This is a genomic window from Nocardia sp. BSTN01 (genome assembly GCF_015354405.1).
GTDB lineage: Bacteria > Actinomycetota > Actinomycetes > Mycobacteriales > Mycobacteriaceae > Nocardia.
The window spans coordinates 152,363-175,772 of sequence record NZ_JADKYP010000006.1 but is presented as its reverse complement, the minus strand read 5'-3'; the positions used below and the strand labels follow the sequence as shown (position 1 = coordinate 175,772).

The window sequence follows — 23,410 nt, the reverse complement described above, 5'->3', positions numbered from 1 at the left end:
GGCCCATCGTCCCACGTGCACAAGCTCTCATTCCCTTTCCCAGAGGAGACACGATGACCGATCCCGCCGCCCGCCTCCGCGCACTGACCATCGGACTGCATCCACGAGCGCTGGACTACAGTCGCTTTCCCGATCTGGACGAGGAGCAACTCACAGCCCGGGTCGACGCCGCCAACGCCGCCCTCCGGGACACCGAATTCGACATCACACCGTGCCTGGTCTCCGCCTCGCCCGACGAAGCCGAGAACGACCTCCGCGCGGTGCTGGCGGACCGATCGTTCGACCTCGTCATGGTGGGCGGGGCGGTGCGAGCCGTCCCCGAGCACACCCTGTTGTTCGAACGCGTCGTCAATCTCGTCGCCGCGGCAGCGCCGGGAATCCGGTTCTGCTTCAACACTTCACCCGAAACCACCCTCGACGCCCTCCGCAGAGCGGCCGCATTCGCCTGAATCCGCGAGACCCCGGAGATATCAGAGGCAATCGTAGACGGCGGCGACCAGCTCGTAGGCTCGCCGGTCACCGGCGAGCCAGTCACGGCGCAGATTCGGCACGAAGGCGATCGCGACCCGGTTGTCGAGATCGCCCATGCCGATCGAGCCACCCGCGCCGGGATGCCCGAACGCGGTGGGTGCCGCGGTATCCGGCAGCACGAAATTCTGCGACGGCAGCATGTATCCCCAGCCCAAGGCCGTCTCGAGTTGCAGCACCGCGTCCACCCCGCGCACCCGCTCTCGTGTGGCCTCCGCGAGGACCGCCCGCGGTAGCAGCGTTCCCGCGACGAGGTCGCGATAGAAGCCGGCGAGAGCACGAGCCGTGACGACCAGACCGGACGCCGGCCACCCGCCCGCCAGGACCTCCGAATTGTTGTATGCGGCAGCAGGATTGGACGAGGAGCGCATCAGCAGCGAATCCGGATCGCGATACGCCTCCACCAACCGGGCCGCCGCGGCCGCATCGATCGGCCCGCTGTCGTCCGTCCACACCATCTCGGCAGCGGGCGGGCGGGCCAGACGCGCCGCCTGCGCGGCCGCCTCCGCGGAGACGCCGATGCGCAGATCCGCGCCGAAGTGGCCGCGCACATACTCGCCGACCGTCGAATGCGCGTGGCGGCGAACGAATTCGCCCACGAGCCAGCCGAAAGTCAATGCGTGATAACCGTGTTCGTCGCCCGGCCGCCAGATCGGGCGCTGCGCCGCGAGAGTGCGTGCCATCAGTTCCGGATCGGCGGCCTCGGCGACGGTGATGGGCCGCTCGAAGACGGGCAGTCCGGCCCGGTGGGTCAGCATGTCGGTGAGTGTCGTGGATTCCTTACCGGCGACCGCGTATTCGGGCCACCACCGCGCGACCGGCTCATCCGGGTCGATGCCGACGTCCTGCGCGACGGCGAGGGCCGCCGTCGCGGTGAGCGCTTTCGTGCACGAGAAGACCACGCATGCCGTGTCCTGCTCCCACGGTCGCCCAGTGCGTTCGTCCGCGACGCCGCCCCACAGATCCACCACGGGTCGTCCGTCCACACACACCGCCACCGAGGCGCCCAGATCACGTCCCTCGGCCAGGTTGGCCGCGAACACCTCCCGGACCGCCTCGAAGGCCGGATCCACCCATCCCTGCACGTCGGTCATGCCGAAATTAGAACACGTTACAGAGAGCATGGCCGGTGTTCGCCGCGGAACCTCGGCGCGCCGGGCGAAATGCGCGGCGGCGTGTCGCCCTGCCGTGAGCCTCGATCACCCGATAACGTGCGAAGCGGTCGTGTGCTCTGTCGACCCGACGACGAGGAGGCAGTCATGGCCCTTCCGCTGACCGCGAACGCCCTGGTGCCGCTGGCCGCCGCGCTGGGGGCGAGCGCACTGGTCGCAGTCGCCTCCCTCGCGCCGGGACGAACGCGACGAATCCCCGCCCAGGCCGACGAGGTGACCCGGCGGCGCATGGTGCGCCAAGGCGGCGTCGCACCCACCGGCCGGCACCGCGCGAAACGGTCGCGGTGGGCAACGGCCACATCGACGTTTCGCTGACTGCCGGTGACCGAGCCCGTCCACCGCACCGTATTCACGTCACCCGCTGCCGCATCCCCCTCGCGACGTCGTAGCAGTGCGGATCACGAATCGAGCCATTGTTCGATCGCGTCGAGTTCGTCGGCACGGAAGACCTCTTCCCCGCTTTCCCTGTCCAGCAGTTTCCATTCCGGTTGCGGACGGAGGCTGCGGAGGAGAACGTAGTCGGCGGTTTCGGCGCGCGCGGTAAGCTCGCGAATTCGTTCCGGCATCGAATCTGCCTGCGCTGCCGAGGTATTCGTCTCGCTTTCACTCATCGTCTTCGCTCCTGAGGGTGTTCGGGCGAGTGGAATCGGGACGAATGCGACCGGCCGCGACCAGCGCGGCGAAGGCCGCACGCTTGCGCGGGCAGTCGTGATCGCGATGGATCTGCATCCAGTGGTGGGCCTCGGCCGTAGTGAAGGACCGGACGGGCGGGGCACAACTCCAGTCCGTGAGCCGCGCGATCGGCGGCCCTGGGTTCGCGCCGTCCCATCGATCGACGTGGCGCGTACGCGGAGGATCATCGCCGGGCCAGAAGCATCCGACGGCGAGCAGCACGACGCCGCACCCGGACAGCACCGTGATAACGCTCGACAGGACGTTCCATGTCCCCATTGGTTACCGGTCACGAATGACGTTCGGGTGCATGTTATTTGCCAGTTCCGTCAGCCCGGCGAGCACCTGCTGGAACGTCTCGATCGGCACGACGTTCTGACGTGACGAATCGGAAACGCCACTGCCGACCAGGAATTCGACGCCGCGCCGGTGCGCACGCTCGCGCGGACTCAACCGCGGCGGCTCGACCCTCCGGAAATGCACCAGCGTCCGGTAGGCCACCTGTTTCCACGCGCACTGCTCGATTCGGCAGGTCCGATGATGCTGCATCAGATCGTGAGCCAGTTCGATCTGCGACAGATCGCAGATACCCGGTAGCGCGAGGAGAGCATCCTCGTCGATCGGCGAGTACGGCACTGGTGGCATCTCCTTCGATGACGTTGGGCTGGAAGGCAATTCACGACCGACACTCGCCGCGCCGGTACAACTCGGCTATCATGTGCGGTAGCCGTGGCACAGGTGGCGCACTCCACCTGTAGCCGCACTAGCGATTCGTCAGGTTCCTCTGTTTGCGCCGACCGCAGGGGCGGTCATGGCTTCGCGTCGGTCGTGGTCGCAGCACCAGAAGACCATCGACCGGCCTGGTCCGGGTACGCGACATGAAATCCCGCCGGAAGTGCCGCAAAGCGCCAGGACGGATTACAGGAATCAAGAGGCACCATTTCACTTCGCAATGCATAGAAAGGGGGCATTCGATGGCCGAACGCGGGGAACCGCTGTCTCTGCCGAAACGCCAGCTCGGCTACTACCTCAGGCAGGCCCGCGAGGAAACCGGCATGAGCCTGGCCGAGGCCGCGGCACATATCGGACGCTCAGCGCCCACGTTGATGCGTATCGAGAAGGGGCTCACGCAGAAGCTGTCGGTTCCCGAGATCGAGGCGTACTGCCGGTTGTACGAGTTCGATCCGGAGAAGATCGAGGCGATGAAAGGACTTGCCCAGCAAGCTGATACGGAGAACTGGTGGCACGAATGGGACGACCTGATTCCCGCCGACTTCGACATCTACGTGGGGCTGGAGACGGGAGCGCAGGAGGTCGCCACATACCAACCAGACCTGATTCCCGGTCTACTCCAGATCCCGGACTACGCCCGAGCACTGATTCGCACTGCGCTGCCCGAAGCCGCCGAGGAAGAAGTCGACCGTCGCCTGCGGCTGAAGCTCCGGCGACAGCTTCTCATCACCCGTAAGGTGCGTCCCGCCGGACTCCAGGTGGTGATTCATGAGGGGGCGCTTCGGCGAATCGTCGGAAGCGCCAAAGTTATGGGCTCTCAGATTCGCCACGTCGCGGACATGAGCACCCGCGCGAACGTCGAGGTCCGAGTCCTTCCGTTCAGCTCCGGAGTCCCCCTGGGTGATCCGGTCGGCGCCTTCGTCGTTCTGCGGTTCAACGATCGCGCGCGCACTGTCGTCTATGTTGAAACCTTCACCGGCAATTTGTATTTGGAAAAATCTGCTTCCGTCCGCCGGTACGCTGGAGTATACGAGGAGATGCAGCTCGCCTCCCTGGATGCGACGGCCAGCAGGGCCTTGTTGCGACAGGTAGCGAAGGAGTATTTGCGATGACGGTTGATCTATCCGGCGCGAAGTGGTTCAAGAGCAGCCGAAGCACCGCCACAAGAGAATGCGTCGAAATCGCATTCCTCGACAGGGGCGACGTCGGCGTTCGTGATTCCAAGAATCCGGGCGGCCCCGCCCTCGTTTTCACCGCCGATGAGTGGGACGCCTTCACCGGCACGATGCTGAACGGCGGGTTCTCCCAACCGCAGGCGTAGTCGGCCGGCGCAGCGAGTCGGCCGGGCGGCTCGCAGTCGGTGATTCCGCACTACTCCGGTTCCAGAAACAGCTGAGGACGAAAAGTGTTGCGCCACAGTCCTGCCCGGCGCAGCGGCGCGGCTCGCCACCGGCGCCGGATCTCGGCGTGCCGGCCCGGTTAATGGGCGAGGTGGGCGTGTTCCGGAGCGATGATGCGTGGATGGTCGAATCGGGAGTTGTCGATGACGATGTCGGCTCGTGCCCACGGCTGCGAACGCTCGAAATACAGTCGCTGTCCGTCGACGTATCGACGCATCGTCTCGTGCTCTGGGTCCAGGTGAGTGCCGTCGCGTTCGGCCATCCGCTGGGCCGTCACCTCGAACGGCACGTCCAGAAAAACCGACATATCCCAGATGTCGACGAGTTCGTCTCGATGCAGGAACAGTCCCTCGACCACCACCACCGCTTTACGCGGTGCGAGACGCGCGGCCGGACGGACGACGGTGTCGGAGCCGGGATCGTAAGAAGCGGTGCGATACCAACCATCACCGCCGGACCGCAGTGGGTCGAGTGCGTCACTCCGCAGTGCGCGGTAGTTGTAGGAATCGAGCCAGAAACCCTGCGGTGATCGTCGGCCCCGCGCATGCCGGACCACGGACGGGTTCAGGAAATCATCGACATGCAGCACGATCACGGGCCGAGTGTGAAGCCGCTTCACGAGTTCGGTGGTGAATGTGGTCTTCCCGCTGCCATCGACGCCGTCAACAGCGACAAAGGCACGGCCGAGTGCAGCGCCTTCCAATATCCGTGCGGCGATCGTCTGGAAAACATCGACCATCGAACAAGTATCGCCATACGGGCGCGCTCCGTCGGTGACATCGAACCGCGAATTCAACACGCGCGGGCCATGCCCGACGCCCAGGTGGAGCGACTGGCCGACATCACCGGCCGCGGCACCGACCAGATCCGCCACGACCTCCAGCAGCAACGCACACTCACCACCGCCGACGCTATCGACTACGGCACTCTCCTGCGAAACCGGCACGAACCTGTCAGTGAACAAGCCGTACGGGGATGTCAGTCGGCCTTCCGTGCCTCGGACGAAGCTGCGGAAGTTCACCGCGGATCGGACCTGCTCTGCCGCAACAGTGCCTCGAGCGTCGAGATAGTCACCGCATTACTCGTGTGAAGGATGGCGGTCATGCCTACCGACTCAGCTCCGGATACCGCCATCTCGGAGTCATCGACGAATATCGCCTCGCCGGGCTCGACCCCGAGTCGCTCACATGCGAGGAGGTAGATCCCGGGATTGGGCTTGGCCATCCCGACCTCGTGGGAGTACACGATGTCATCGACGAGTTCCTCGAACCCGTAAGCGGCGCTCTCGCGTTGGCGTGCACCCACGAAGCTGTTACTCAACAGCCCCGTCCGGAATCGAGGCCGCAACATGGCCACATAATCGATGAGTTCTGTGTTCGCGGCCCCGAGGTACTGCTCCCACATGTCTGCGATCACCGCATCCGCCACCTGCTGATCAACCGACAAACCGGTGCAGATCGCCTCTCGCACTTGCGATTCGGTGACAGCACCGAGCTCACCCGCGCCCCAGATCTCGACCAGCTCCGGCCCGATTTCATCGAGCGCCAACCCCAGCCGGTCGAGCCATTCCCCGATGAACGTCATCTCCGAGGTCACCTCGAGAACTCCACCGATATCGAGTATGACCGCTCGTACCCCCATAGCCGCGAGTCTAACGCTGTGCTGCTCGGCAACGGATCGATCACCTGGCGAACATCGCCTCGTGCCTCGCGCTCACTCCCGCCTACTCGCGTCGTAGGGTGGCTCGGCGAGCGACCGCTGAAACAGCACAACCCCGCGAGAGCCCCCCAAGCCTCGGCGACCAACCCGAACAAACCCCGCAGCGCGGTAGTACGCACACAGCGCAACGTTGGTATCGACGCAGTCCAACCGCAACAAGTTCGCCCCCGCCTCGCAAGAAGTCCGGGCTGCCCAGCCGAGCAATGCACGGCCGATCCCGCGGCCGGCATGACCACGGTCGACGACCAGCCCATGAACATATCCAGCGAAGACGCCGTCCTGCCACATCACCGGATCGCTCCACAGCAGCCGGAACGCACCCACAATCGATGGCCGGCCGTCGATGCGCGCGACGTAGTACTCACCGGCGGCGACCTGACCATAGAACACGGACTCCGGTATCTCGCGCGGGGCCCACTGCACAATCCGGCGACTCGCGAGCCAATCTTCAACGGCGTGACGCAAATTGATCACTTGGTCGACATCGCAGATCTGGGCACGGGCGATCTCCAGCACACAGGCTCCCGTCATCGAAGCGATGGAGCACCCAGGCGGTCGATGTCCCTACTCACGCTCCCCGGTGGTCACCCACCCGACGCCAGTCGCGTTGCCACCAAGGCTACTGACATTTTCGTGCGGCCTCGCACTACCGATCCGCTAAGTACCGGAATCGGGCAGCAGCTCGAAAGAAACTGGGCAAGAGCGCGTTTCACTACAGGCGAGTAGGTCCTCGCATCCGGCGGCCAGCGCGGCGCGCAGGGTGTCGCGGACCGCGCCGAGTTCGGCCAGCTTGGCATCGACCTCCGCGAGCTTGGCCCGTGCACGGGCGCGCAATCCGGCATCGCGCCGATGGTGGCCGGTGCTGGAGAGCAGGTTTGCGACCTCGGCGAGGCTGAATCCGAGCCGCTGGGCAGCCTTGATCACCCGCAGCACCGTCACCGCCTCCTCTGGATACAGGCGGTGCCCGCCGAGGGTGCGCTGCGGTTCTGCCAGCAGGCCGCGGCGTTCGTAGTAGCGCAGAGTCTGGATGTTCACTCCGGCCGCGGCCGCGAGCTCGCCGGTGCGCAACGCGGTCACCGTGCACCGCCGGTGGCGCGCGCGGCGAATGCATCGAGCACCGCCGAATAGGCCGGTGGCACACCGATACTCAGCACCGGCCCTTCTTCGGTGGCGCCGAAGTCGAACACGAAGAACGAACAGCAGCTGGTCTCCCGCGCCGCGAGGTCCCGGGCCCGCGGCTCGGCGTCGGAGGCGAGAATCAGTTCGAGCCGGTGCGGGTCCGGTCGACGGACAGCACGGACCGCATCAGCGAAGAAGCGATCGAACTCGGCCACACGGATCGGCTGCTCGACCGTGGGCAGGGTGCAGGCCGACGGCACCCAGCTGTTCCGAGCCGGCGAAATCGTCATGGATCGACGGTAAACCTGTACCCCGGTACCGGATGCAACTCGAGATTCAGCCGAGGACGACAATGCAGAACCATTCATAATTTTCTGTATACAGATTTCGATGTACCGTACGGGTATGCAGACTCTGCCCGTGGCCCATACCGATGCGCTGGCCCGTTTCGGGCACGCCCTCTCGGATGCGACCCGCACCCGGATTCTGCTGAGCCTGCGCACCGGCCCGGCCTATCCGTCGGAGATGGCCGAGCAGATCGGGGTCTCCCGGCAGATTCTGTCCAATCATCTCGCGTGCCTGCGCGGATGCGGTTTGGTCGTGGCGGTCCCCGAAGGCAGGCGTAGCCGTTACGAACTCGCCGACCGCCGCATCGCCGCCGCTCTCGGGGACCTGCTCGGGCTGGTGCTCGCGGTCGATCCGGCCTGCTGCCCCGCCGCCGAGAGCGAGGGCTGCTGCTGATGTCGCGGTCGCTGGGCATGCCGGGCACACCGTCGGCCGTGGCGGCCGGTCCGTCGTCGCAGCGGCGCGCAGTGCTGGCCCGGCGGATCCGCTGGTTCGTGGCCGCGACCATCTCCTACAACGTCCTCGAGGCGATCATCGCCCTCACCGAGGGCAGCCGGGCGTCGTCGACCGCGCTGATCGGATTCGGACTGGATTCGGTGATCGAGGTGTCCTCCGCCGCCGCGGTGGCGTGGCAGTTCGCCGGACCGAACCCGGAGGCCCGGGAGAAGATCGCGCTGCGCATCATCGCGTTCTCGTTCTTCGCTCTCGCGCTCTACGTCACCGCCGACTCGATCCGCGGCCTGCTCGGACTCGATGAAGCGCACCGCTCCCCCATCGGAATCGGGCTGGCCGCAGTCAGTTTGGTGATCATGCCGATCCTGTCGGCCGGGCAGCGACGCACCGGTCGCGAACTGGGCTCCGCCAGCGCGGTTGCCGACTCCAAACAGACCCTGCTCTGCACCTACCTGTCCGCGGTACTACTCGTCGGCCTACTACTCAATGCCCTGTTCGGATGGTCGTGGGCCGATCCGATCGCCGCACTGGTCATCGCCCTGATCGCGGTGAAGGAGGGAGTGAACGCCTGGCGCGGCGACACCTGCTGCCCCACCCCAGCGGCACAGCAGACCGACGACCACGCCTGCGACTGCTGCGACCACCAGCACCCTTGATCCCGCGTGAGTCTTGCGTCAAGATCCTGCCAGGACCTCGCTGGTCATGAGGTTTACGCTGGCGATGGAGCGACCGCGCTCAACGTGCGGTAATGCCGATTCCAGGTCGTCGGCGTGTCGAGCCAGTGCGATGACGTCCGCTCATGACGCGGCAAGTGCCTCATATGTCTGCTCAGGTGAGGTAGACGGCCACACCGACTGTTGCGACACACCCCAGGGCCAATGACTGCAGAATGCGGTCGCCCAGCACGATCTCTTCTGGTTCACCAGCTCCGGCCCCATCAACGTCGACCGCGTAACGCAGGATGCTGATCGTAAAAGGAATCATCGAGATCGCGAACCACGGGTTGTCCTTGTGATCGGCCTCGAACGCCCACAGCCCATAGAAGACCACCACCGCCGTGCCCGACAAAGTCCACACGAAACGGAGATAGGTGGGCGTGTAGTACTGCAGCGACTTACGAATCTTGGCGCCGGTGTCCATCGCGATTTTCAACTCGGCATAGCGCTTGCCCGCGGCCATGAACAGCGAACCGAAGGCCGCGATCAGCAAAAACCATTGCGACAGATGAATACTCGCCGCCGCACCACCGGCAACCGTACGCAACAGGAAGCCCGATGACACGACGCAGATATCGAGGACCGGTTGATGCTTGAGACCGAAGCAGTAGGCCAGCTGGATGCAGACGTAAGCACCCATCACCGCGGCCAGCTGCCAAGTCGCCACGAACGAGATCAGGATCGAGGCGGTCAGCAGCACCACCGACAGCGCGTAGGCCACACGCACCGGAACCACGCCGGCGGCGATCGGGCGGAAGCGTTTGGTCGGATGCGCTCGATCGGCTTCCACGTCGAGCGAGTCGTTGACCAGGTAGATGCCCGACGCTGCCAGGCAGAACACCACGAACGCGATACCGATGTGCAGATCGCGGGTGAGATCGGAGACGGCAAAGGTGTCGGTACCCGGAATCGTGCCCGCGGCCACAGGCGCGGCCAGCACCAGAACATTCTTCACCCACTGACGTGGCCGCAAGGCTTTGACCAGCCCGCTGGCCAGGGTTTTGGGCGGTCCGGTGAAGACGGCCTCGTCGAGTTCGATGGTGGTCGGTTCTTCGCTCATATCAACCTGGCTACTTCCTGTGGCGGGGCGGAGGAATCTCTTCCGTGCGGCGAGACTGTCGCTTCGACGGCTACGCGATTGTGTCGACCCGCGACACCGCCGACGACATACTCCCAAACACTCACCTGAATGTCTTGGGTCAATCTTTTGCCTGCCAAGAAGTTTGACGCGCTAGACGTGTAAGTAGCCGTAAATCGGTACGAAAACCTGTTGCCGGGCAACTGGGACCGCTGCTACCTTTCCCGGGACCGTGCAAGAGAACGAGGAGGTGGTACCCGTGAACGCAGTATCGACATGGGTGCTCCCCTCCGGGGTCACGGTCGGGCGATAGGTCGTCCGGGAGCGCCGCGAGAGCACTCCCGAAAGGCACGACCATGAACTTCACTTCCGAACAGCGTCTCGGCGACGACGTCCTCGAACACGAGTTCACCCTCGGCGAGATCCCCGGCATCCTGTGGACGCCTGTTTCCGCCTCCGCACCGACACCGCTGATCCTGCTCGGCCATCCCGGCGGACTGCGCAGGATGTATCCGCGGCTGGCGGGCCGGGCCCGGCATGCCGTGGCGGAAGGCTACGCCGCAGCCACCATCGAACTCCCTGGCAGCGGTGACCGGCCCCCTTCCGCCGCCGCCGAACAAGCCCGCGCCGACCTGCGCCGAGCCGTGCAGGCCGGCGAGCCGGTCGACGACGAGATCGTGGACCGGCTCATCCTTCCGCTGGCCGACAAGGCGGTACCGGAATGGCAGGCGACCCTGGACGCCCTCCTGTCGCTGCCCGGAATCACCGGCCCGGTCGGGTTCTCGGGAGGGGTGATCGGCATCGGAGTCCGGCTGGCGGTCGTCGAGCCGCGCATCGCGGCCGCCGTTCTGTTCGCCGGAAGTTACGTGCCCCGCAGCATGTTCGAGGAGGCCCGGCAGGTCACCATTCCGCTGCTGGTCCTGCTGCAGTGGGACGACGAAGGAAACGACCGGCAGCAGGCCCTGGACCTGTTCGACGCCCTCGGCTCGAAGGAGAAGACGCTGCACGCCAATATGGGCGGCCACACGGGCGTCCCGCAGTTCGAGGGAGACGACGGAAGTCGTTTCTTCGCACGGCATTTGAAGTGAGAACGGGCGGTCCGGCCGACAGCAGCGAGGAGCTGCCGGCCGGACCGTCGATCAGTTCTCGAGCCCGGTTCGGACGACATCGTCGATCGTGCGCGTCAAACGCGGCGCCGCCTCGTCGATGTCGTGAGCCGACAAGGCCTGGTTGACAATCAGCCAATCCTCGATGTCGTCACCGCGGGCGTACTTGCGAAAACAGTTGTAGATCGCGTAGTAAGCGAACTCGACCGGATCGGGGAAGACGAGATCATCGTCTTGCATCGCGCAAATGGGCTCGAGATAGCGATCGCGCACCCCCGCGAGATCCACCCCGGCCCGAGCGGAGCGAAGGGCATCGGCCGGAAGCTCGACCTCCACGAGATGCCGCATCCCGACAACCGAGTCGCGATAGCGCAGCTCGCGGGGCTCCCCCCGGACGTAATCGACCCAAATCGACAGCGCATCCTCGCACAGCGACAGATGAACCTGTCGTCTGCGCTCAGCTCCCAGCTGGAAGAAGAGATCGCTCGGCGTCATGAACAACAGCCTGCCAAGTGCCGGAGGGATATTCGAGCAGCCCGTGCCGATCGGCACTACCGCGCGAAGAGGGTGAGTCACTGGCCAGTCGTTCCACCCACTTTGTGAAGCCGGCCTGCGCGTCGACCTCGTCGGCGGGCGTCAACCCGAACCCGTCTTCATGGAAGCCAGGGCCCCACTCGGCATGCGCATCGAGCCAGGCGCGGTGAAGGCGTGCGGTCGGCGCGATCAACTCGGGCATGTGCTGACTCTATCGAGCGGCTGCTCAGGCAGCTTTCACACTCGAATCACGACAGAACTTCTTTGATTTTTCAGCCGATTGCCCGAAATGGTTGGCCGACAAAGCTTTACACCGCGCACCTCTGATTGCATGTCAGGATGGGGCATGACTCCAGTTCCGGAAGGCCAGGCACGTCCCGCCGATCCGATGCGGGTGAGCGGCTACGACAGCATCGCCGAGGGCTACGCGGCAGAAAACGAGACCGGCCTTGTGCACGCCTACTACAACCGGCCCGCGATCCTGGAACTCGCCGGGGACGTCTCAGGGCGGCGAATCCTCGATGTCGGCTGCGGTCCGGGTCCCCTGTTCGCCGCGCTGCGCGACCGTGGCGCCGTCGTGACCGGCATCGACTCGAGTGCCCGGATTCTGGAGCAGGCCCGACAACACCTCGGCGCCGACGCGGACCTGCGAGTCGCCGATCTGGCCGACCCGCTGCCCTTTCCCGACAGCGGGTTCGACGACGTCGTCGCGTCTCTGGTGTTGCATTACCTGCGGGACTGGGGACCGGCTCTCGCCGAACTGCGACGCGTGCTGGTCCCCGGCGGCAGGCTCATCGTCTCGGTCGAGCATCCTTTCGCCAACTTCCTCGGACAACGTCTGGCCGGGGATTCGACCGACTATTTCCGGACCCGCAACCGGATCGACGAATGGAGCATGGGCGGGCAGACCGCCCGACTGAGTTTCTGGGACCGGCCATTACACGCGATGACCGACGCCTTCACCGCAGCCGGCTTCCGCATCGGCGTCATCAGCGAACCGCCGGCCCTGCCCGCCGCTCGCGATCTGATTCCCGAGGTGCTCGGAGAGAGCACCGACAACAGATTCCTGTGCTTCCTGTTCTTCGTCCTGTACGCCCCGACACTCGCGGTCAGTCGTGAGCCGCGAAGGGCAGGATGTGCGACGAGCAGTCGACCCGTCCGATGTGAAGGGACCTGAGATGACCGGACGCCCGTTGTCGGTCCAGGAATGCGACCGCCTCTGGAAAGCTTGGACGCCCAGTGAAGTCGCCGAACGACTGTCGGGTATCCCTACATGTTGGTACATCGCGGCGGGGTGGGCGCTGGATCTGTTCGTCGGCGGCCTCGGTCGTACGCATTCCGATCTCGAAATCGGTATTCCCCGTGAGCGGTTCGACGACATCGCGGAGGCGTTCCCCGGCTACGAATGGGACGTCATCGGCGACGGGCACGCCTGGCCGTACCCGGAGCAAGCCGGCAACCACCATCAGACGTGGCTGCGCGAACCCGCGACGGGGCTCTATCGCCTCGACGTATTCCGCGAGCCACACTGCGGGGACCGGTGGGTGTGCCGCCGCGACGCCTCGATCACCCTGTCCCACGAGGAGCTGATTCTCCACACCGCCGACGGCATCCCCTACGTGATCCCCGAGGTCGTACTCCTGTTCAAGGCGAAAGCCCGGCGAGCCAAGGACGAGGCCGACTTCCTGCACGCGCTCCCCGCGTTGGACACATCGCGGCGATCCCGATTGTCCGGGTGGCTGTCGCGAGTGCACTCGGGCCATCCGTGGCTGGAAGCACTCTCGGATCAAGGCGCCCCAAAACCGGAGTTGCACGTATCAAAAACAGAGTCTTTATGAGACGTTGGGGCGATCGCGGGAAGTTGTGAGATTCCGGTAGACGGTTGCGCGGGATACGCCCAGGGTCGCGGCGATCTCGTCGACGGTGTATTCGCCGGAATCCCGCATGCGGCGAGCGGACTCGACCATGTCCGGGGTCATCGCGCCCGGGCGGCCGCGGCCCGCTCGGGGTCGTGCGGTGTCGACGGGCCGCTCCGGCCGACTGACAGTCTCACGAGGCGGTGGCCCACCCAACAGTCGGTGCACGCCGTCGAGAATCGCTGCGCGCACCTGCCTTTCGGGCTGGTCGGCGAAGAACACCACAGGGTCGCTGAGCGCCGCGTAGATCTGCGCGGCCCGTACTCGCGCGGTGAAATCGGCGTCGGGGCCGGCGAGCAGTCCCTGCGCGGTCAGGGCGATGTCACGCAGCCGCCGATAGGTCGCGGTATCGGCCGACAGCGCCTGGTCCTGCATGTGGATCCGCAGCACTGACCGATGCCGGAGCCAGGTGTCGAGGAGCCCTTCGGCCACCGCCCACCGTCGTGCGTCCGCATTCCGGATGGACCGGACGGATTCGAGCATGGCCTCGGTGTCTGCCAGCAATGGTTCGACCAGAGCGACGACGATGTCGATCTTGCTCGAAAAGTGATAGAGCACAGCGGTTTTGGTCAGACCGACCTGCTCGGAGATTTCCCGCACGGATACCGCATGGTAGCCACGTTCGGCGAACATCTCCAGCGCGGTGCGCAGGATTCGAGTACGCGAATCGTCAGTCACGGTTCTCGATCCTAACCCCTTGACTGACCGGCGGTCAGCACCCTATCGTGTAGCCACTGACCATTGGTCAGTAATTATGAAACAAGGAGGACGCGGTGAAGAACGAGCGGATTCTGATTTCCGGTGCCGGTATCGCCGGCCAGGTGTTGGCGTACTGGCTTGCGCGACACGGGTTCCGGCCCACGGTGGTCGAGCGAGCAGCCGGGCTGCGGACCGGCGGGCAAGGGGTGGATATCCGCGATCAGGCGATCGAGGTGGCCGACAAGATGGGAATCATGGCACGGGTGCGGGACTGCGCGGCCGACGTCGCGGGAATGAGGTTCGTCCGTGCCGACGGACGCGACCTCGCCCGGATCGATATGCAGGGCATCAAGGACAAGTACGGCAGCACCGAGGCGGAGATCATGCGTGGCGATCTCGTCCGTATCCTGCACGACCTCACCGCCGACAACGTGGAGTACATCTTCGGCGACTCCATCCGCGGGCTCGAGCAGTACGACGACGGTGTCACCGTCACCTTCGAGCACGCGCCGAGGCGACGCTTCGACCTGGTGATCGGAGCCGACGGCCTGCACTCGACGGTCCGGCGACTGGTCTTCGGCCCGGAGTCCGACTACGTCCGGCACATGGACCACTACTTCGCCTTCGGGAACGCCGACTCGGCGCTGGGACCCGATCGGTGGATGACGGTCTTCAATACGCCAGGACGCTTTGCCGGGATCTACCGCTCGGGCAATCACACTCGAGCCAAGGCGTATCTCATGTTCCGCAGTCCACGACGCGATATCGATCCGCGCGACCAGGAGGCGGCGCGGGCGCTGCTCGCCTCCGAGTTCCGTGACGAAAACGCCTGGCACGTGCCCGAATTGCTGAAAAGTGTACTCGCCGATCCGGACGCCTACATCGACACCCTCGGCCAGGTCCACATGCGGTCATGGTCGATCGGCAGGGTCGTCCTGGTGGGCGACGCCGCCTACTGCGCGTCTCCGGCCTCCGGCGCGGGGGCCGAGCTGGCGTTGATCGGGGCCTACCGGCTCGCCGGTGAGCTCGCAGCCGCCGCCGGGGACCATCGCCTCGCCTTCCGTCGCTATGAGCAGGCCCACCGGCCGTTGGTCGACCGCAAACAACAGATCGGCCCCAACCTGCGGCTCATGGCACCGAAAACACGGGTCGGCATCGCGGTGCGCAATCTCATCGCTCGCCTGCCGCTGCTGGAATCGATGGCCGGAATGGAACGCATCATGGCTCCCCGGGCCACCGAGCAGCTTCCCGATTACGACCTGCCGGCAGCTTCGATCGCGGAATGAGCCGAATCGGCTACGGACCGGCTCGCCGTCGATGTCGGTCGACGTCGTCCGAAATCAGGAATCCTTGTCCTTGCGCAGTTCGTCCGGCGGTTTGTTCTCGGTGATCTGTTCGTCGACCGAGTCGGCGAAGGCGGTGCCCGCGACCATGCCGTCGGTCCCGGGTACGACGACACTCGCGCGTGCACCCGGCTCGTAGATTTCGTCCAGCTTGCCGGCTTCCTCCTTGGCCCGCTCGCGGGTTTCCTCATCCGGCTCGGGCGTGACCGTCTCGGCGGGTTTCGTGGTTGAATCCGATGTGTTCTCCGTCATACCGCAGTGGTTCCCGCCCGTCCCGCTCTTACACGAGCCGCGAGATCATCGAGGGGCGGCGTTCGATATGCGGGACTATTCGGCCTTGCGACTGGTGAAGTCGAAGGATCCGCTGTCGATGCCCCAGGAGACGATCCGGTCGGGGTGGATGCGGATGACCGCGCGTTCCTGGGGCGGGAACGGGGGCTCCTCGTCGTCGAGCGCGACGGCCGTACCGCGTACCTCGATGCCGCGAATTTCGTACGGCTCCAACGAAACCTGCTGGTCGACGACGAACGACACGCGGCTTCCCGCCTCGACGTTGCGATACTTCCGGCTGGCGCGCATCCGCATACCCCCGATGTCGATGGTGCCGTCGGCGTTCACCCGATAGTTGGTCGGATTGTTCTGCACGACGCCGTCGGGCGACACCGTGGCCAAGCGGCCGATGCCGGCCTCGGCGAGGAACTTCTGCTCGTTGATGGTGAAGGTCATGTCGATCACTCCTCAATGAAATCTACCAACGCTAGCGACTAGAGCGACAGTAACCTAGATGCCGATAGATTGTCTAGTGTTGCTAGATTTTCCGCTTCGGGACTGCGGATGGCTCCCGAATCAGCACGCTGCACAGACCGTTCCAGCCGAGCAGGCACAGCGATCCCGGCGGCACCGATGAATTCTTTGCGATGCCGCCGTCGACACCTCTGGATACACCGACAGCGCTGGGCCCGTTCCAGCGCGGGGACAAGCGCAGGGAGGCAACGATGGGCACCGACGGACCCGAGCGGGAGCAGATGAGTTCGGTAATCGGCACGGATGAGCAGGGGGCGCTGTGAGCGGCACGAGAGTGTTGGTGGCGGGGGCGAGCATCGCCGGGCCCGCGCTGGCCCACTGGCTTGTCCGAAGGGGCGCCGAGGTGACCGTGGTGGAGCGGGCGCCCGGACTGCGACCCGGCGGTCAGGCCGTGGACGCGCGCGGAGTGACCAGAGAGGTCATCCGGCGGATGGGACTCGACGCGGCGGTGCGCGCCGCGCGCACCGAGACCGCCGGCGCGTACACCGTGGACGCGAACGGCACAGTGCTGGAGACCTTTCGCGCGGACGACGACGGCGGCGACGGATACATCTCCGAAATCGAGATCCTGCGCGGGGACCTGTCCCGGGTGCTCTACGACGACACCCACGACGGTGCCGAGTACCTGTTCGGCGATCGGATCGCCGAAATCACCCAGGACGCGGACGGGGTCGACGTCGTCTTCGCGGGCGGCGATCGGCGGCGCTTCGACCTGGTGATCGGGGCGGACGGGCTGCACTCGGCTTTGCGCGCGATGGTTTTCGGCCCGCGCGAGCAGTTCATCCGTCACCTCGGGCAGGCACTGGCCTTCTACACCGTGCCCAACGAGTTCGGGCTCGAGCGCTGGCTGATCGATTACCAGGAGTCCGGGCGGTCCGCCGGTCTGCGACCCATCCCCGACGCCACCAAGGCCATGGCCATGTTCTCCTTCACCGCCGCCGACCTCGACGTCGACTACCGCGACGTCGAGGCCCAGAAGCGCCTGCTCCGAGAGCGGATGGCCGGCATGGGCTGGTTGACTCCGCGCATTCTCGCGCACCTGGACGACACTCCGGACTTCTATCTCGATCAGGTCGCCCAGGTCGTGATGGACCGATGGTCCAGCGGCCGGGTGGGATTGCTCGGGGACGCGGCGTTCAGCTCCTCACCGCTGTCCGGACAGGGCACCGGGCTGGCCCTGGTCGGTGCCTACCTGCTGGCCGGAGAACTGGCCGCCGCCGACTGGGACCCGAAAATCGGATTCGCCCGCTACGAGGAACAGATGCGCCCCTACGTCGAGGCCAACCAGGAGATCGGCCGATTGCACGCGCGCAGCCGCGAGGTCCCCGGCACCGACTCGGAGCCGAGCCCCGATTTCACCGGCGAGTGGTTCGCCGAGTTGATCGAACGCGCGCTCAACGGTGTCGAGCTGCCCGACTACGCGGGGGTTCCCGACTCCAGGAGCACAGCCGCGCCGACCACGTCATCGGCCGCCGTGCGGTAGACCACCGCCGGGCCGCAGTTCAGAACATCCCGTTCGGAATCCGATCGGCTTCCGGAACGGGCTGGACCACATCCCAGTGTTCGATGATCCGCCCGTCCTCGAGCCGCCAGATATCCACCACGGCGACGTCGGGCTCATCGCCGCCGGGAGACATGCGGTAATGCAGCACCACGTAGTCGTCCTCGGCGATGACCCGCGCGAGGTCGAGAGCTGCGCCGGCGACCGGGGCGGTGGTGATGAACTCGATGAATTCGTCACGCCCGCTCTTGTTTCCGGGGCTGTGCTCGATGAAGTTCTCGTGCAGCAGGGTGCGGAGTACGTCGATATTTCCTGCCGCGAACTCTCGGAATCCGTCGACGACGAGTTGCTTGTCGGTTCTGTCCATGGGGCGACTGTTGCGGATATGCGCGGGGCGCGTCGATTACATGCCATGTAATGGCGGCGGCGCGCGGTGACAGAGCAGACGCCGAGCATGACGAGCGACCGGCCGATCGGGGAACTGTTGCGCGAATGGCGGCACCGCAGCCGGTTGAGTCAGCTGGATCTGGCCATTCAGGCGGAGGTGTCGCCTCGGCACATCAGTTTCGTCGAGACGGGACGCACGATTCCCAGCAGCGCGATGATCCTGCACCTGGCCGAGCAGCTGCGGGTGCCGTTGCGGGAACGCAATCGACTACTGGTCGCCGCCGGGCACGCGCCGGTTTTCCGGGAGCATCCCCTGCACGACCCCGATCTGGCCCGAGCTCGGGAGACCGTCCAGCAGGTGCTGCTGGGGCACGAGCCGTATCCGGCGCTCGCGGTGGACCGTCGCTGGAATCTGTTGCTGGCCAACAGCGCCGTCGACGTATTCCTGCAAGGAGCCGACCCGGCGCTGCTGGGACCGCCGATCAACATGATGCGCGTCGGACTGCATCCGGACGGGCTGGCGCCGAGACTCCGCAACCTGGACCAGGTGCGCGGATATCTGCTGCCCCGGCTCGCCCACCAGGCCGCACGCACGGGAGATCCGCGGCTGCACGCGTTGTACGCGGAACTGGCGCAGTTCGGCCCCGCGCACGAGCCCCCGCCTCCGGACCCCACCGAGATCGCGCTGCACATCCGGCTCGCACATCGCGGAACCGAGCTGTGCTTGATCAACACCGTGACAACGTTCGGCGCGGCGTTCGACATCACGCTGGACGAGATCGCCATCGAAGCCTATTTCCCCGCCGATCTCACGACCCGGCGGTTCTTCCAGACGAGCGGAACGACCGACGATCCGCGATAGCCGACCCCACCCGAGACGCGGGCCGCCCATCGAGGCCGGCTGCTACCCTCCGCGTTATGCCTGTGATCGTTGCCACCATCACCCCGAAGCCCGACAAATTCGACGAGGTCGCGCAAGTCCTCACCCGCCTCATCCCGGAAGTCCACAACGAGGACGGGTGTGAGCGCTACGCCCTGCACCGGGGCAAGGACCGTTTCGTATTCGTCGAGAAGTGGCGGGACATGGCGGCGCTGGGCGCCCACGGCGGCTCCCCCAACCTCAAAGCCTTGAACGAAGGACTCCAAGGGCTGGTCACCGGCTCGCTGGACGTTCAGGTCCTCGAAGCCGTCCCCGCGGGCGACCCGGACAAGGGCGCCCTCTAGTCCCTTTCAGCCGCGGGTGATCCCGGGCCGCTGTCGACAGCGGCCCGGGCCGAACCTCAGACCCGTTCCTTGGAGCGCGTCCGCACGCGCAGCGCGATCGGCTTCTGGGTTTCGGCGAAGAAGTCGTTGCCCTTGTCGTCGACCACGATGAAGGCGGGGAAGTCTTCGACGTCGATCTTCCAGACCGCTTCCATACCGAGTTCCGGATATTCGAGGACCTCGACGTTCTTGATGCAGTCCAGGGCCAGGCGGGCGGCGGGGCCGCCGATGGAGCCGAGGTAGAAACCGCCGTGCTCCTTGCACGCCTTGGTCACCTGCGCCGAGCGGTTGCCCTTGGCGAGCATCACGAACGAACCGCCCGCGGCCTGGAACTGGTCGACGTAGGAGTCCATGCGGCCCGCGGTGGTCGGGCCGAACGAGCCGGACGCGTAACCCTCGGGAGTCTTGGCGGGGCCGGCGTAGTAGACGGCCATATCGCGCAGGTACTGCGGCATCGGCTCGCCGGCGTCGAGGCGCTCCTTGATCTTGGCGTGCGCGATGTCGCGGGCCACCACCAGCGGACCGGTGAGCGAAAGCCTCGTCTTCACCGGATACTTCGACAGTTCGGCGCGGATCTCCGACATCGGCCGGTTGAGGTCGACCTTCACCACGTCACCGCCGAGGATCTCGTCGGTCTGCTCCGGAAGATATTGCGCCGGTTCGCGTTCCAGCTGCTCGAGGAATACGCCCTCGGGGGTGATCTTGGCCAGCGCCTGCCGGTCGGCCGAACACGACACCGCGATCGCGACCGGGCAGCTCGCACCGTGGCGCGGCAGGCGGATCACGCGCACGTCGTGGCAGAAGTACTTGCCGCCGAATTGTGCGCCGATACCGAAGGACTGGGTCAGCTTGAAGACCTCCTCCTCCAGCTCCAGATCCCGGAAGCCGTGCGCGGCCATCGACCCCTCGGTGGGCATGGCGTCGAGATAGTGCGCGGAGGCGTATTTCGCTGTCTTCAACGCGAATTCGGCGCTGGTGCCGCCGATGACCACGGCCAGGTGGTACGGCGGGCAGGCGGCGGTGCCCAGCGAGCGGATCTTCTCGTCGAGGAATTCCAGCATCCGGGTGGGGTTCAGGATGGCCTTGGTTTCCTGGTAGAGGAACGACTTGTTCGCCGAGCCGCCACCCTTGGCCATGAACAGGAACTTGTAGGCCGGATGCGTGGGATCGCCTGCGGTGGAATACAACTCCACCTGCGCCGGCAGGTTCGAGCCGGTGTTCTTCTCGTCCCACATGGTGATCGGCGCCAGCTGCGAATACCGCAGGTTCAGCTTGGTGTAGGCGTCGAACACACCGCGCGAGATCCATTCCGCGTCGTCGGCGCCGGTGAGCACGCCCTCGGACTTCTTGCCCATCACGATCGCGGTGCCGGTGTCCTGGCACATCGGCAGGATGCCGCCCGCGGAGATGTTGACGTTCTTGAGCAGATCCAGCGCGACGAAGCGGTCGTTACCGGAGGATTCCGGATCGTCGATGATTTTGCGCAGCTGGGCCAGGTGCGCCGGGCGCAGATAGTGGCTGATGTCGTGCATCGCCTCGGCGGTCAGCATCCGCAGTACGTCGGGGTCGACCTGCAGGAACGTGCGTCCGCCCGCTTCGAATGTGCTGATGCCGTCGGTGGTCAGCAACCGGTAGGGGGTCTCGTCGGCTCCGGTGGGAAGCAGATCCGAATAGCGGAACTCAGGCGCGGTCACGAATCGCACTCCTTGTGTGTCTGCGGGTGCACTCGGCCGGCGGGAGAACCGCTCTCGGCCGAAACAACGCTCCGACTCTAATCAGCACACCGCGTCACACCGAGGTCAGGCCAGCCTAATCTTCATTGCGGAGCACAAAGGTTGCACCTTCAAGGTGGTGGGTGTAGGTGTCGATCCGATACCGCGAGTTCGGGTATCGCCGGCAGCGGGAAGGCAATACCATGACCGACGCAGAACCCTGGAGAGGAATCGTGACCGAACCCCGTTGGCTCGACGATCTCGAAACGCGAGCGTGGCTCGGCTTCGTCTTCACCCGTGATCTCATCGCCGCCGCCGTCGGCCGCGACTCCCTGCGCGCCTCGAATCTCACCTACGTCGAGTACACGGTGCTGGCCCGGCTGGCCGACGCCACCGACCACCGGCGCAGCTTCGCCGAACTGGCCTCGGTGCTGGAATGGTCGCAGAGCCGGCTCTCCCACCAGATCACCCGCATGGAGAAGCGCGGGCTGGTCGCCCGCGAGGCCATCCCCGACGATGCCCGCCGCACCGCCGCCGTCCTCACTCCGAAGGGCGCCGAAGTCCTGGCCACCGCCGCTCCCGCCCACGTCGAGAGCGTGCGCCGGCACATGATCGACGTCCTCGACCGCGACCAGCTGGCCGCCCTCGCCGATATCTACGACACGTTGCTGACCCATCATCGCGCGCCGGACCCGGGCGGCGCGGCCTGCATCGACCACAGCGGCGCCGTACCTCGCGAGCCCAGTCCGCAGCCCGGCTGATGGGGTGGCCGAGCACACACCTTCGCGACATGTTTCGATTGGTCGCCAGCGGGTATCGAGTGAGACTAGGCTCGACTGCGGCTTCTCGACGGCAGCCACGTACGAGCGACCCCGACGAACCGACCTCCCTTAGGAAAGGGGCACGAGTTTTCATGTCCGACGTGTCCATCGGCCTCTCTCCGGATTCCATACCGGCAGGTCCGGTCGAGAATCTGCTGCCACAACTGGTCGAACATCTGCGCCAAAACCGCACGGAACTACGTGAGGAATGGGCACGTCGTATCGGGGACGCCGCACTGCTGACCGCGATGACCCCGGAGGAGATCTTCTCCGAGGCCACCTCCATCTACGACAACTACGTCGAGGCGCTGCAGACCGGTAGCGTCGAGGCACTGCAGGCCTACGCCCGCGACCTGTCCGAACGCATCATCCCGCGAGGCGTCGAAACCGACGAGGTCGTCGGCATCGTGCTGCTGCTGCGAGATGTGCTCGCGCGCAGCCTGTTCGAGAAGTACCAGTCCGACTTCGAACTGCTCAAGCGGGTACTGGACGCCTACGAGCCCGCGGCCAACCGGATCGCCAACACCGTGGCCATCTCGTTCGTGCAGGAGCGCGAGCGCGTCATCCGCCAGCAGCAGGAAGCCATCCGCGAGCTCTCGACGCCGGTACTGCAGGTGCGCGAGCAGCTGCTGATTCTGCCGATCATCGGCGTGCTGGACAGCCAGCGCGCCCGGCAGCTCACCGAACAGCTGCTGCGCGCGATCCGCGCCAACCGCGCCAAGGTGGTCGTCATCGACATCACCGGTGTTCCGATGATCGACTCCACGGTCGCCAACCACCTGGTACAGACCGTCGACGCGTCGAATCTGATGGGTGCCAACGTCATCATCACCGGCCTCTCGTCGGAGATCGCGCTCGCGCTGGTCACCATCGGCCTCGATCTGACGAAGATGAACGCGGTCGGTGACCTACAGGGTGGTATCGAGGAGGCCGAGCGACTGCTCGGCTACGAGATCTCGAGACTCACCGACCGCGACGGACGGTAGTCAAGGCCCCTCATGCCGGTACCCATTCTGAAGCAGGGCACCTACCTGATCGCGTCCGTGCAATCGGCGCTCACCGATGCCGATACCGAACGCCTGCAGGACGACTTGATGACCTACGTCAGCAAGTATCGTGCCCAGGGAATCATCGTCGACGTCACGGCGATCGACGTCATGGACTCCTTCGCCGCGCGCTCCCTGCGTACCATCGCGCACATGACCAAACTGCGGGGTGCGGAGACGGTAATCGTCGGTCTGCAGCCCGAAGTGGCGTTCGCGATGGTCCAGCTGGGTCTCACCTTCGAGGGCATGCATACGGCTCTGGACCTCGAGGAGGGGCTGGCCTGGCTCAACAGACAGTTGCCCAACGGCCGGCGAAGCGGTCGGTGATCGTGGCCTCCGACAAC

33 protein-coding genes and 1 riboswitch are annotated in these 23,410 nt (G+C 65.6%); of the genes, 17 read left to right on the top strand and 16 right to left on the bottom strand.

The window, feature by feature from the left end; all coding sequences use genetic code 11:
* The first annotated feature begins 53 nt into the window (after nt 1–53).
* Nucleotides 54–449: a hypothetical protein gene (locus IRT45_RS08325; RefSeq protein WP_194805273.1), complete on the top strand. Its 396-nt coding sequence runs from the start codon at nt 54–56 to the stop codon at nt 447–449.
* Nucleotides 450–470: 21 nt separating this feature from the next.
* Here the strand turns inward: IRT45_RS08325 and IRT45_RS08320 are convergent, their stop codons facing one another.
* Entirely contained in the window at nt 471–1,622 is a 1,152-nt protein-coding gene (locus IRT45_RS08320; protein ID WP_194805272.1) for a serine hydrolase domain-containing protein, read from the bottom strand.
* A 165-nt stretch (nt 1,623–1,787) separates the two neighbouring features.
* On the opposite strand from IRT45_RS08320, the gene IRT45_RS08315 reads away from it, so the two are divergent.
* Complete coding sequence (locus tag IRT45_RS08315) at nt 1,788–2,015, top strand: hypothetical protein (protein WP_194805271.1); 228 nt, start codon at nt 1,788–1,790, stop codon at nt 2,013–2,015.
* A gap of 83 nt (nt 2,016–2,098) precedes the next feature.
* Here the strand turns inward: IRT45_RS08315 and IRT45_RS08310 are convergent, their stop codons facing one another.
* Both IRT45_RS08310 and IRT45_RS08305 read right to left on the bottom strand, forming a co-directional pair.
* Nucleotides 2,099–2,311, bottom strand: a complete 213-nt coding sequence (locus IRT45_RS08310) for a hypothetical protein (RefSeq protein WP_194805270.1) — start codon at nt 2,309–2,311, stop codon at nt 2,099–2,101.
* A gap of 343 nt (nt 2,312–2,654) precedes the next feature.
* Nucleotides 2,655–3,008, bottom strand: coding sequence for a hypothetical protein (locus tag IRT45_RS08305; protein ID WP_228533947.1), 354 nt, complete (start codon nt 3,006–3,008; stop codon nt 2,655–2,657).
* Between the two features lie 338 nt (nt 3,009–3,346).
* Between IRT45_RS08305 and IRT45_RS08300 the strand changes: the two genes are divergently transcribed.
* Complete coding sequence (locus tag IRT45_RS08300) at nt 3,347–4,216, top strand: helix-turn-helix transcriptional regulator (RefSeq protein ID WP_194805268.1); 870 nt, start codon at nt 3,347–3,349, stop codon at nt 4,214–4,216.
* Nucleotides 4,213–4,425, top strand: coding sequence for a DUF397 domain-containing protein (locus tag IRT45_RS08295; RefSeq protein WP_194805267.1), 213 nt, complete (start codon nt 4,213–4,215; stop codon nt 4,423–4,425). Before IRT45_RS08300 ends, IRT45_RS08295 begins: the two co-directional genes overlap by 4 nt.
* A 158-nt stretch (nt 4,426–4,583) precedes the next feature.
* Here IRT45_RS08295 and IRT45_RS08290 read toward each other — a convergent pair whose 3' ends face one another.
* Nucleotides 4,584–5,123, bottom strand: a complete 540-nt coding sequence (locus IRT45_RS08290) for a uridine kinase (RefSeq protein WP_309240845.1) — start codon at nt 5,121–5,123, stop codon at nt 4,584–4,586.
* Here IRT45_RS08290 and IRT45_RS37705 point away from each other — a divergent pair.
* Nucleotides 5,085–5,594 carry a hypothetical protein gene (locus IRT45_RS37705; protein WP_309240852.1) on the top strand — a complete coding sequence of 170 codons (510 nt, stop codon included), beginning with the start codon at nt 5,085–5,087 and terminating at the stop codon, nt 5,592–5,594. The genes IRT45_RS08290 and IRT45_RS37705 overlap by 39 nt on opposite strands.
* Here the strand turns inward: IRT45_RS37705 and IRT45_RS08285 are convergent.
* From IRT45_RS08285 to IRT45_RS08270, 4 genes are all read right to left on the bottom strand, one after another.
* On the bottom strand, nt 5,522–6,145 hold the full coding sequence (locus IRT45_RS08285) for an HAD family phosphatase (protein ID WP_194805265.1): 624 nt from the start codon (nt 6,143–6,145) through the stop codon (nt 5,522–5,524). The two genes, IRT45_RS37705 and IRT45_RS08285, sit on opposite strands and share 73 nt — an antisense overlap.
* A 72-nt stretch (nt 6,146–6,217) precedes the next feature.
* Nucleotides 6,218–6,739, bottom strand: a complete 522-nt coding sequence (locus IRT45_RS08280; RefSeq protein ID WP_309240844.1) for a GNAT family N-acetyltransferase — start codon at nt 6,737–6,739, stop codon at nt 6,218–6,220.
* A gap of 22 nt (nt 6,740–6,761) precedes the next feature.
* Nucleotides 6,762–6,839: riboswitch (ZMP/ZTP riboswitch) on the bottom strand.
* Nucleotides 6,840–6,880: 41 nt separating this feature from the next.
* Nucleotides 6,881–7,300 carry a MerR family transcriptional regulator gene (locus tag IRT45_RS08275; protein ID WP_194805263.1) on the bottom strand — a complete coding sequence of 140 codons (420 nt, stop codon included), beginning with the start codon at nt 7,298–7,300 and terminating at the stop codon, nt 6,881–6,883.
* Nucleotides 7,297–7,632, bottom strand: coding sequence for a hypothetical protein (locus tag IRT45_RS08270; protein WP_194805262.1), 336 nt, complete (start codon nt 7,630–7,632; stop codon nt 7,297–7,299). The genes IRT45_RS08275 and IRT45_RS08270 overlap by 4 nt, the downstream gene beginning before the upstream one ends.
* 115 nt (nt 7,633–7,747) lie before the next feature.
* On the opposite strand from IRT45_RS08270, the gene IRT45_RS08265 reads away from it, so the two are divergent.
* A complete protein-coding gene (locus IRT45_RS08265; RefSeq protein ID WP_194805261.1) occupies nt 7,748–8,083 on the top strand; it encodes a helix-turn-helix transcriptional regulator in 336 nt (111 codons plus the stop codon).
* On the top strand, nt 8,083–8,796 hold the full coding sequence (locus IRT45_RS08260) for a cation transporter (RefSeq protein WP_194805260.1): 714 nt from the start codon (nt 8,083–8,085) through the stop codon (nt 8,794–8,796). Before IRT45_RS08265 ends, IRT45_RS08260 begins: the two co-directional genes overlap by 1 nt.
* 172 nt (nt 8,797–8,968) lie before the next feature.
* Here IRT45_RS08260 and IRT45_RS08255 read toward each other — a convergent pair whose 3' ends face one another.
* Nucleotides 8,969–9,916 carry a decaprenyl-phosphate phosphoribosyltransferase gene (locus IRT45_RS08255; RefSeq protein WP_194805259.1) on the bottom strand — a complete coding sequence of 316 codons (948 nt, stop codon included), beginning with the start codon at nt 9,914–9,916 and terminating at the stop codon, nt 8,969–8,971.
* Nucleotides 9,917–10,290: 374 nt separating this feature from the next.
* Here IRT45_RS08255 and IRT45_RS08250 point away from each other — a divergent pair, with 374 nt between their 5' ends.
* Complete coding sequence (locus IRT45_RS08250) at nt 10,291–11,022, top strand: dienelactone hydrolase family protein (protein WP_194805258.1); 732 nt, start codon at nt 10,291–10,293, stop codon at nt 11,020–11,022.
* A 51-nt stretch (nt 11,023–11,073) separates the two neighbouring features.
* Here IRT45_RS08250 and IRT45_RS08245 read toward each other — a convergent pair whose 3' ends face one another.
* Together IRT45_RS08245 and IRT45_RS08240 are read right to left on the bottom strand one after the other, a co-directional pair.
* Nucleotides 11,074–11,535, bottom strand: coding sequence for a hypothetical protein (locus IRT45_RS08245; RefSeq protein ID WP_194805257.1), 462 nt, complete (start codon nt 11,533–11,535; stop codon nt 11,074–11,076).
* Entirely contained in the window at nt 11,498–11,776 is a 279-nt protein-coding gene (locus tag IRT45_RS08240; protein WP_194805256.1) for a hypothetical protein, read from the bottom strand. The genes IRT45_RS08245 and IRT45_RS08240 overlap by 38 nt, the downstream gene beginning before the upstream one ends.
* Before the next feature lie 144 nt (nt 11,777–11,920).
* Between IRT45_RS08240 and IRT45_RS08235 the strand changes: the two genes are divergently transcribed.
* Nucleotides 11,921–12,751, top strand: coding sequence for a class I SAM-dependent methyltransferase (locus IRT45_RS08235; protein WP_194805255.1), 831 nt, complete (start codon nt 11,921–11,923; stop codon nt 12,749–12,751).
* Between the two features lies 1 nt (nt 12,752).
* Complete coding sequence (locus IRT45_RS08230) at nt 12,753–13,412, top strand: hypothetical protein (RefSeq protein ID WP_194805254.1); 660 nt, start codon at nt 12,753–12,755, stop codon at nt 13,410–13,412.
* Here the strand turns inward: IRT45_RS08230 and IRT45_RS08225 are convergent.
* Nucleotides 13,407–14,168: a TetR family transcriptional regulator gene (locus tag IRT45_RS08225; RefSeq protein WP_194805253.1), complete on the bottom strand. Its 762-nt coding sequence runs from the start codon at nt 14,166–14,168 to the stop codon at nt 13,407–13,409. The genes IRT45_RS08230 and IRT45_RS08225 overlap by 6 nt on opposite strands.
* 95 nt (nt 14,169–14,263) lie before the next feature.
* On the opposite strand from IRT45_RS08225, the gene IRT45_RS08220 reads away from it, so the two are divergent.
* Nucleotides 14,264–15,475 carry an FAD-dependent monooxygenase gene (locus tag IRT45_RS08220; RefSeq protein ID WP_194805252.1) on the top strand — a complete coding sequence of 404 codons (1,212 nt, stop codon included), beginning with the start codon at nt 14,264–14,266 and terminating at the stop codon, nt 15,473–15,475.
* A 54-nt stretch (nt 15,476–15,529) separates the two neighbouring features.
* Here the strand turns inward: IRT45_RS08220 and IRT45_RS08215 are convergent, their stop codons facing one another.
* Nucleotides 15,530–15,784, bottom strand: coding sequence for a hypothetical protein (locus IRT45_RS08215; RefSeq protein WP_194805251.1), 255 nt, complete (start codon nt 15,782–15,784; stop codon nt 15,530–15,532).
* A 75-nt stretch (nt 15,785–15,859) separates the two neighbouring features.
* The gene (locus tag IRT45_RS08210) at nt 15,860–16,258 is read right to left on the bottom strand and encodes a PPOX class F420-dependent oxidoreductase (protein WP_194805250.1); all 399 of its coding nucleotides are present in this window, start codon (nt 16,256–16,258) and stop codon (nt 15,860–15,862) included.
* Between the two features lie 337 nt (nt 16,259–16,595).
* Between IRT45_RS08210 and IRT45_RS08205 the strand changes: the two genes are divergently transcribed.
* Entirely contained in the window at nt 16,596–17,819 is a 1,224-nt protein-coding gene (locus IRT45_RS08205; protein WP_194805249.1) for an FAD-dependent monooxygenase, read from the top strand.
* Nucleotides 17,820–17,838: 19 nt separating this feature from the next.
* Here the strand turns inward: IRT45_RS08205 and IRT45_RS08200 are convergent, their stop codons facing one another.
* A complete protein-coding gene (locus tag IRT45_RS08200) occupies nt 17,839–18,204 on the bottom strand; it encodes a nuclear transport factor 2 family protein (RefSeq protein WP_194805248.1) in 366 nt (121 codons plus the stop codon).
* Between the two features lie 87 nt (nt 18,205–18,291).
* On the opposite strand from IRT45_RS08200, the gene IRT45_RS08195 reads away from it, so the two are divergent.
* Together IRT45_RS08195 and IRT45_RS08190 are read left to right on the top strand one after the other, a co-directional pair.
* Nucleotides 18,292–19,086 (top strand): helix-turn-helix domain-containing protein, encoded by a 795-nt coding sequence (locus tag IRT45_RS08195; protein ID WP_194805247.1) that lies wholly within the window; start codon nt 18,292–18,294, stop codon nt 19,084–19,086.
* A gap of 56 nt (nt 19,087–19,142) precedes the next feature.
* Entirely contained in the window at nt 19,143–19,448 is a 306-nt protein-coding gene (locus IRT45_RS08190) for a putative quinol monooxygenase (RefSeq protein WP_194805246.1), read from the top strand.
* A gap of 56 nt (nt 19,449–19,504) precedes the next feature.
* Here the strand turns inward: IRT45_RS08190 and IRT45_RS08185 are convergent, their stop codons facing one another.
* The gene (locus IRT45_RS08185) at nt 19,505–21,181 is read right to left on the bottom strand and encodes a fumarate hydratase (protein ID WP_194805245.1); all 1,677 of its coding nucleotides are present in this window, start codon (nt 21,179–21,181) and stop codon (nt 19,505–19,507) included.
* 251 nt (nt 21,182–21,432) lie between these two features.
* On the opposite strand from IRT45_RS08185, the gene IRT45_RS08180 reads away from it, so the two are divergent.
* The 3 genes from IRT45_RS08180 (at nt 21,433) to IRT45_RS08170 (ending at nt 23,393) form a co-directional block, all read left to right on the top strand.
* Nucleotides 21,433–21,960 (top strand): MarR family winged helix-turn-helix transcriptional regulator, encoded by a 528-nt coding sequence (locus tag IRT45_RS08180; protein WP_194805244.1) that lies wholly within the window; start codon nt 21,433–21,435, stop codon nt 21,958–21,960.
* Between the two features lie 152 nt (nt 21,961–22,112).
* Nucleotides 22,113–23,006 (top strand): STAS domain-containing protein, encoded by an 894-nt coding sequence (locus tag IRT45_RS08175; RefSeq protein WP_030518330.1) that lies wholly within the window; start codon nt 22,113–22,115, stop codon nt 23,004–23,006.
* Nucleotides 23,007–23,018: 12 nt separating this feature from the next.
* Nucleotides 23,019–23,393: an STAS domain-containing protein gene (locus tag IRT45_RS08170; RefSeq protein WP_030518329.1), complete on the top strand. Its 375-nt coding sequence runs from the start codon at nt 23,019–23,021 to the stop codon at nt 23,391–23,393.
* Nucleotides 23,394–23,410: the final 17 nt, after the last annotated feature.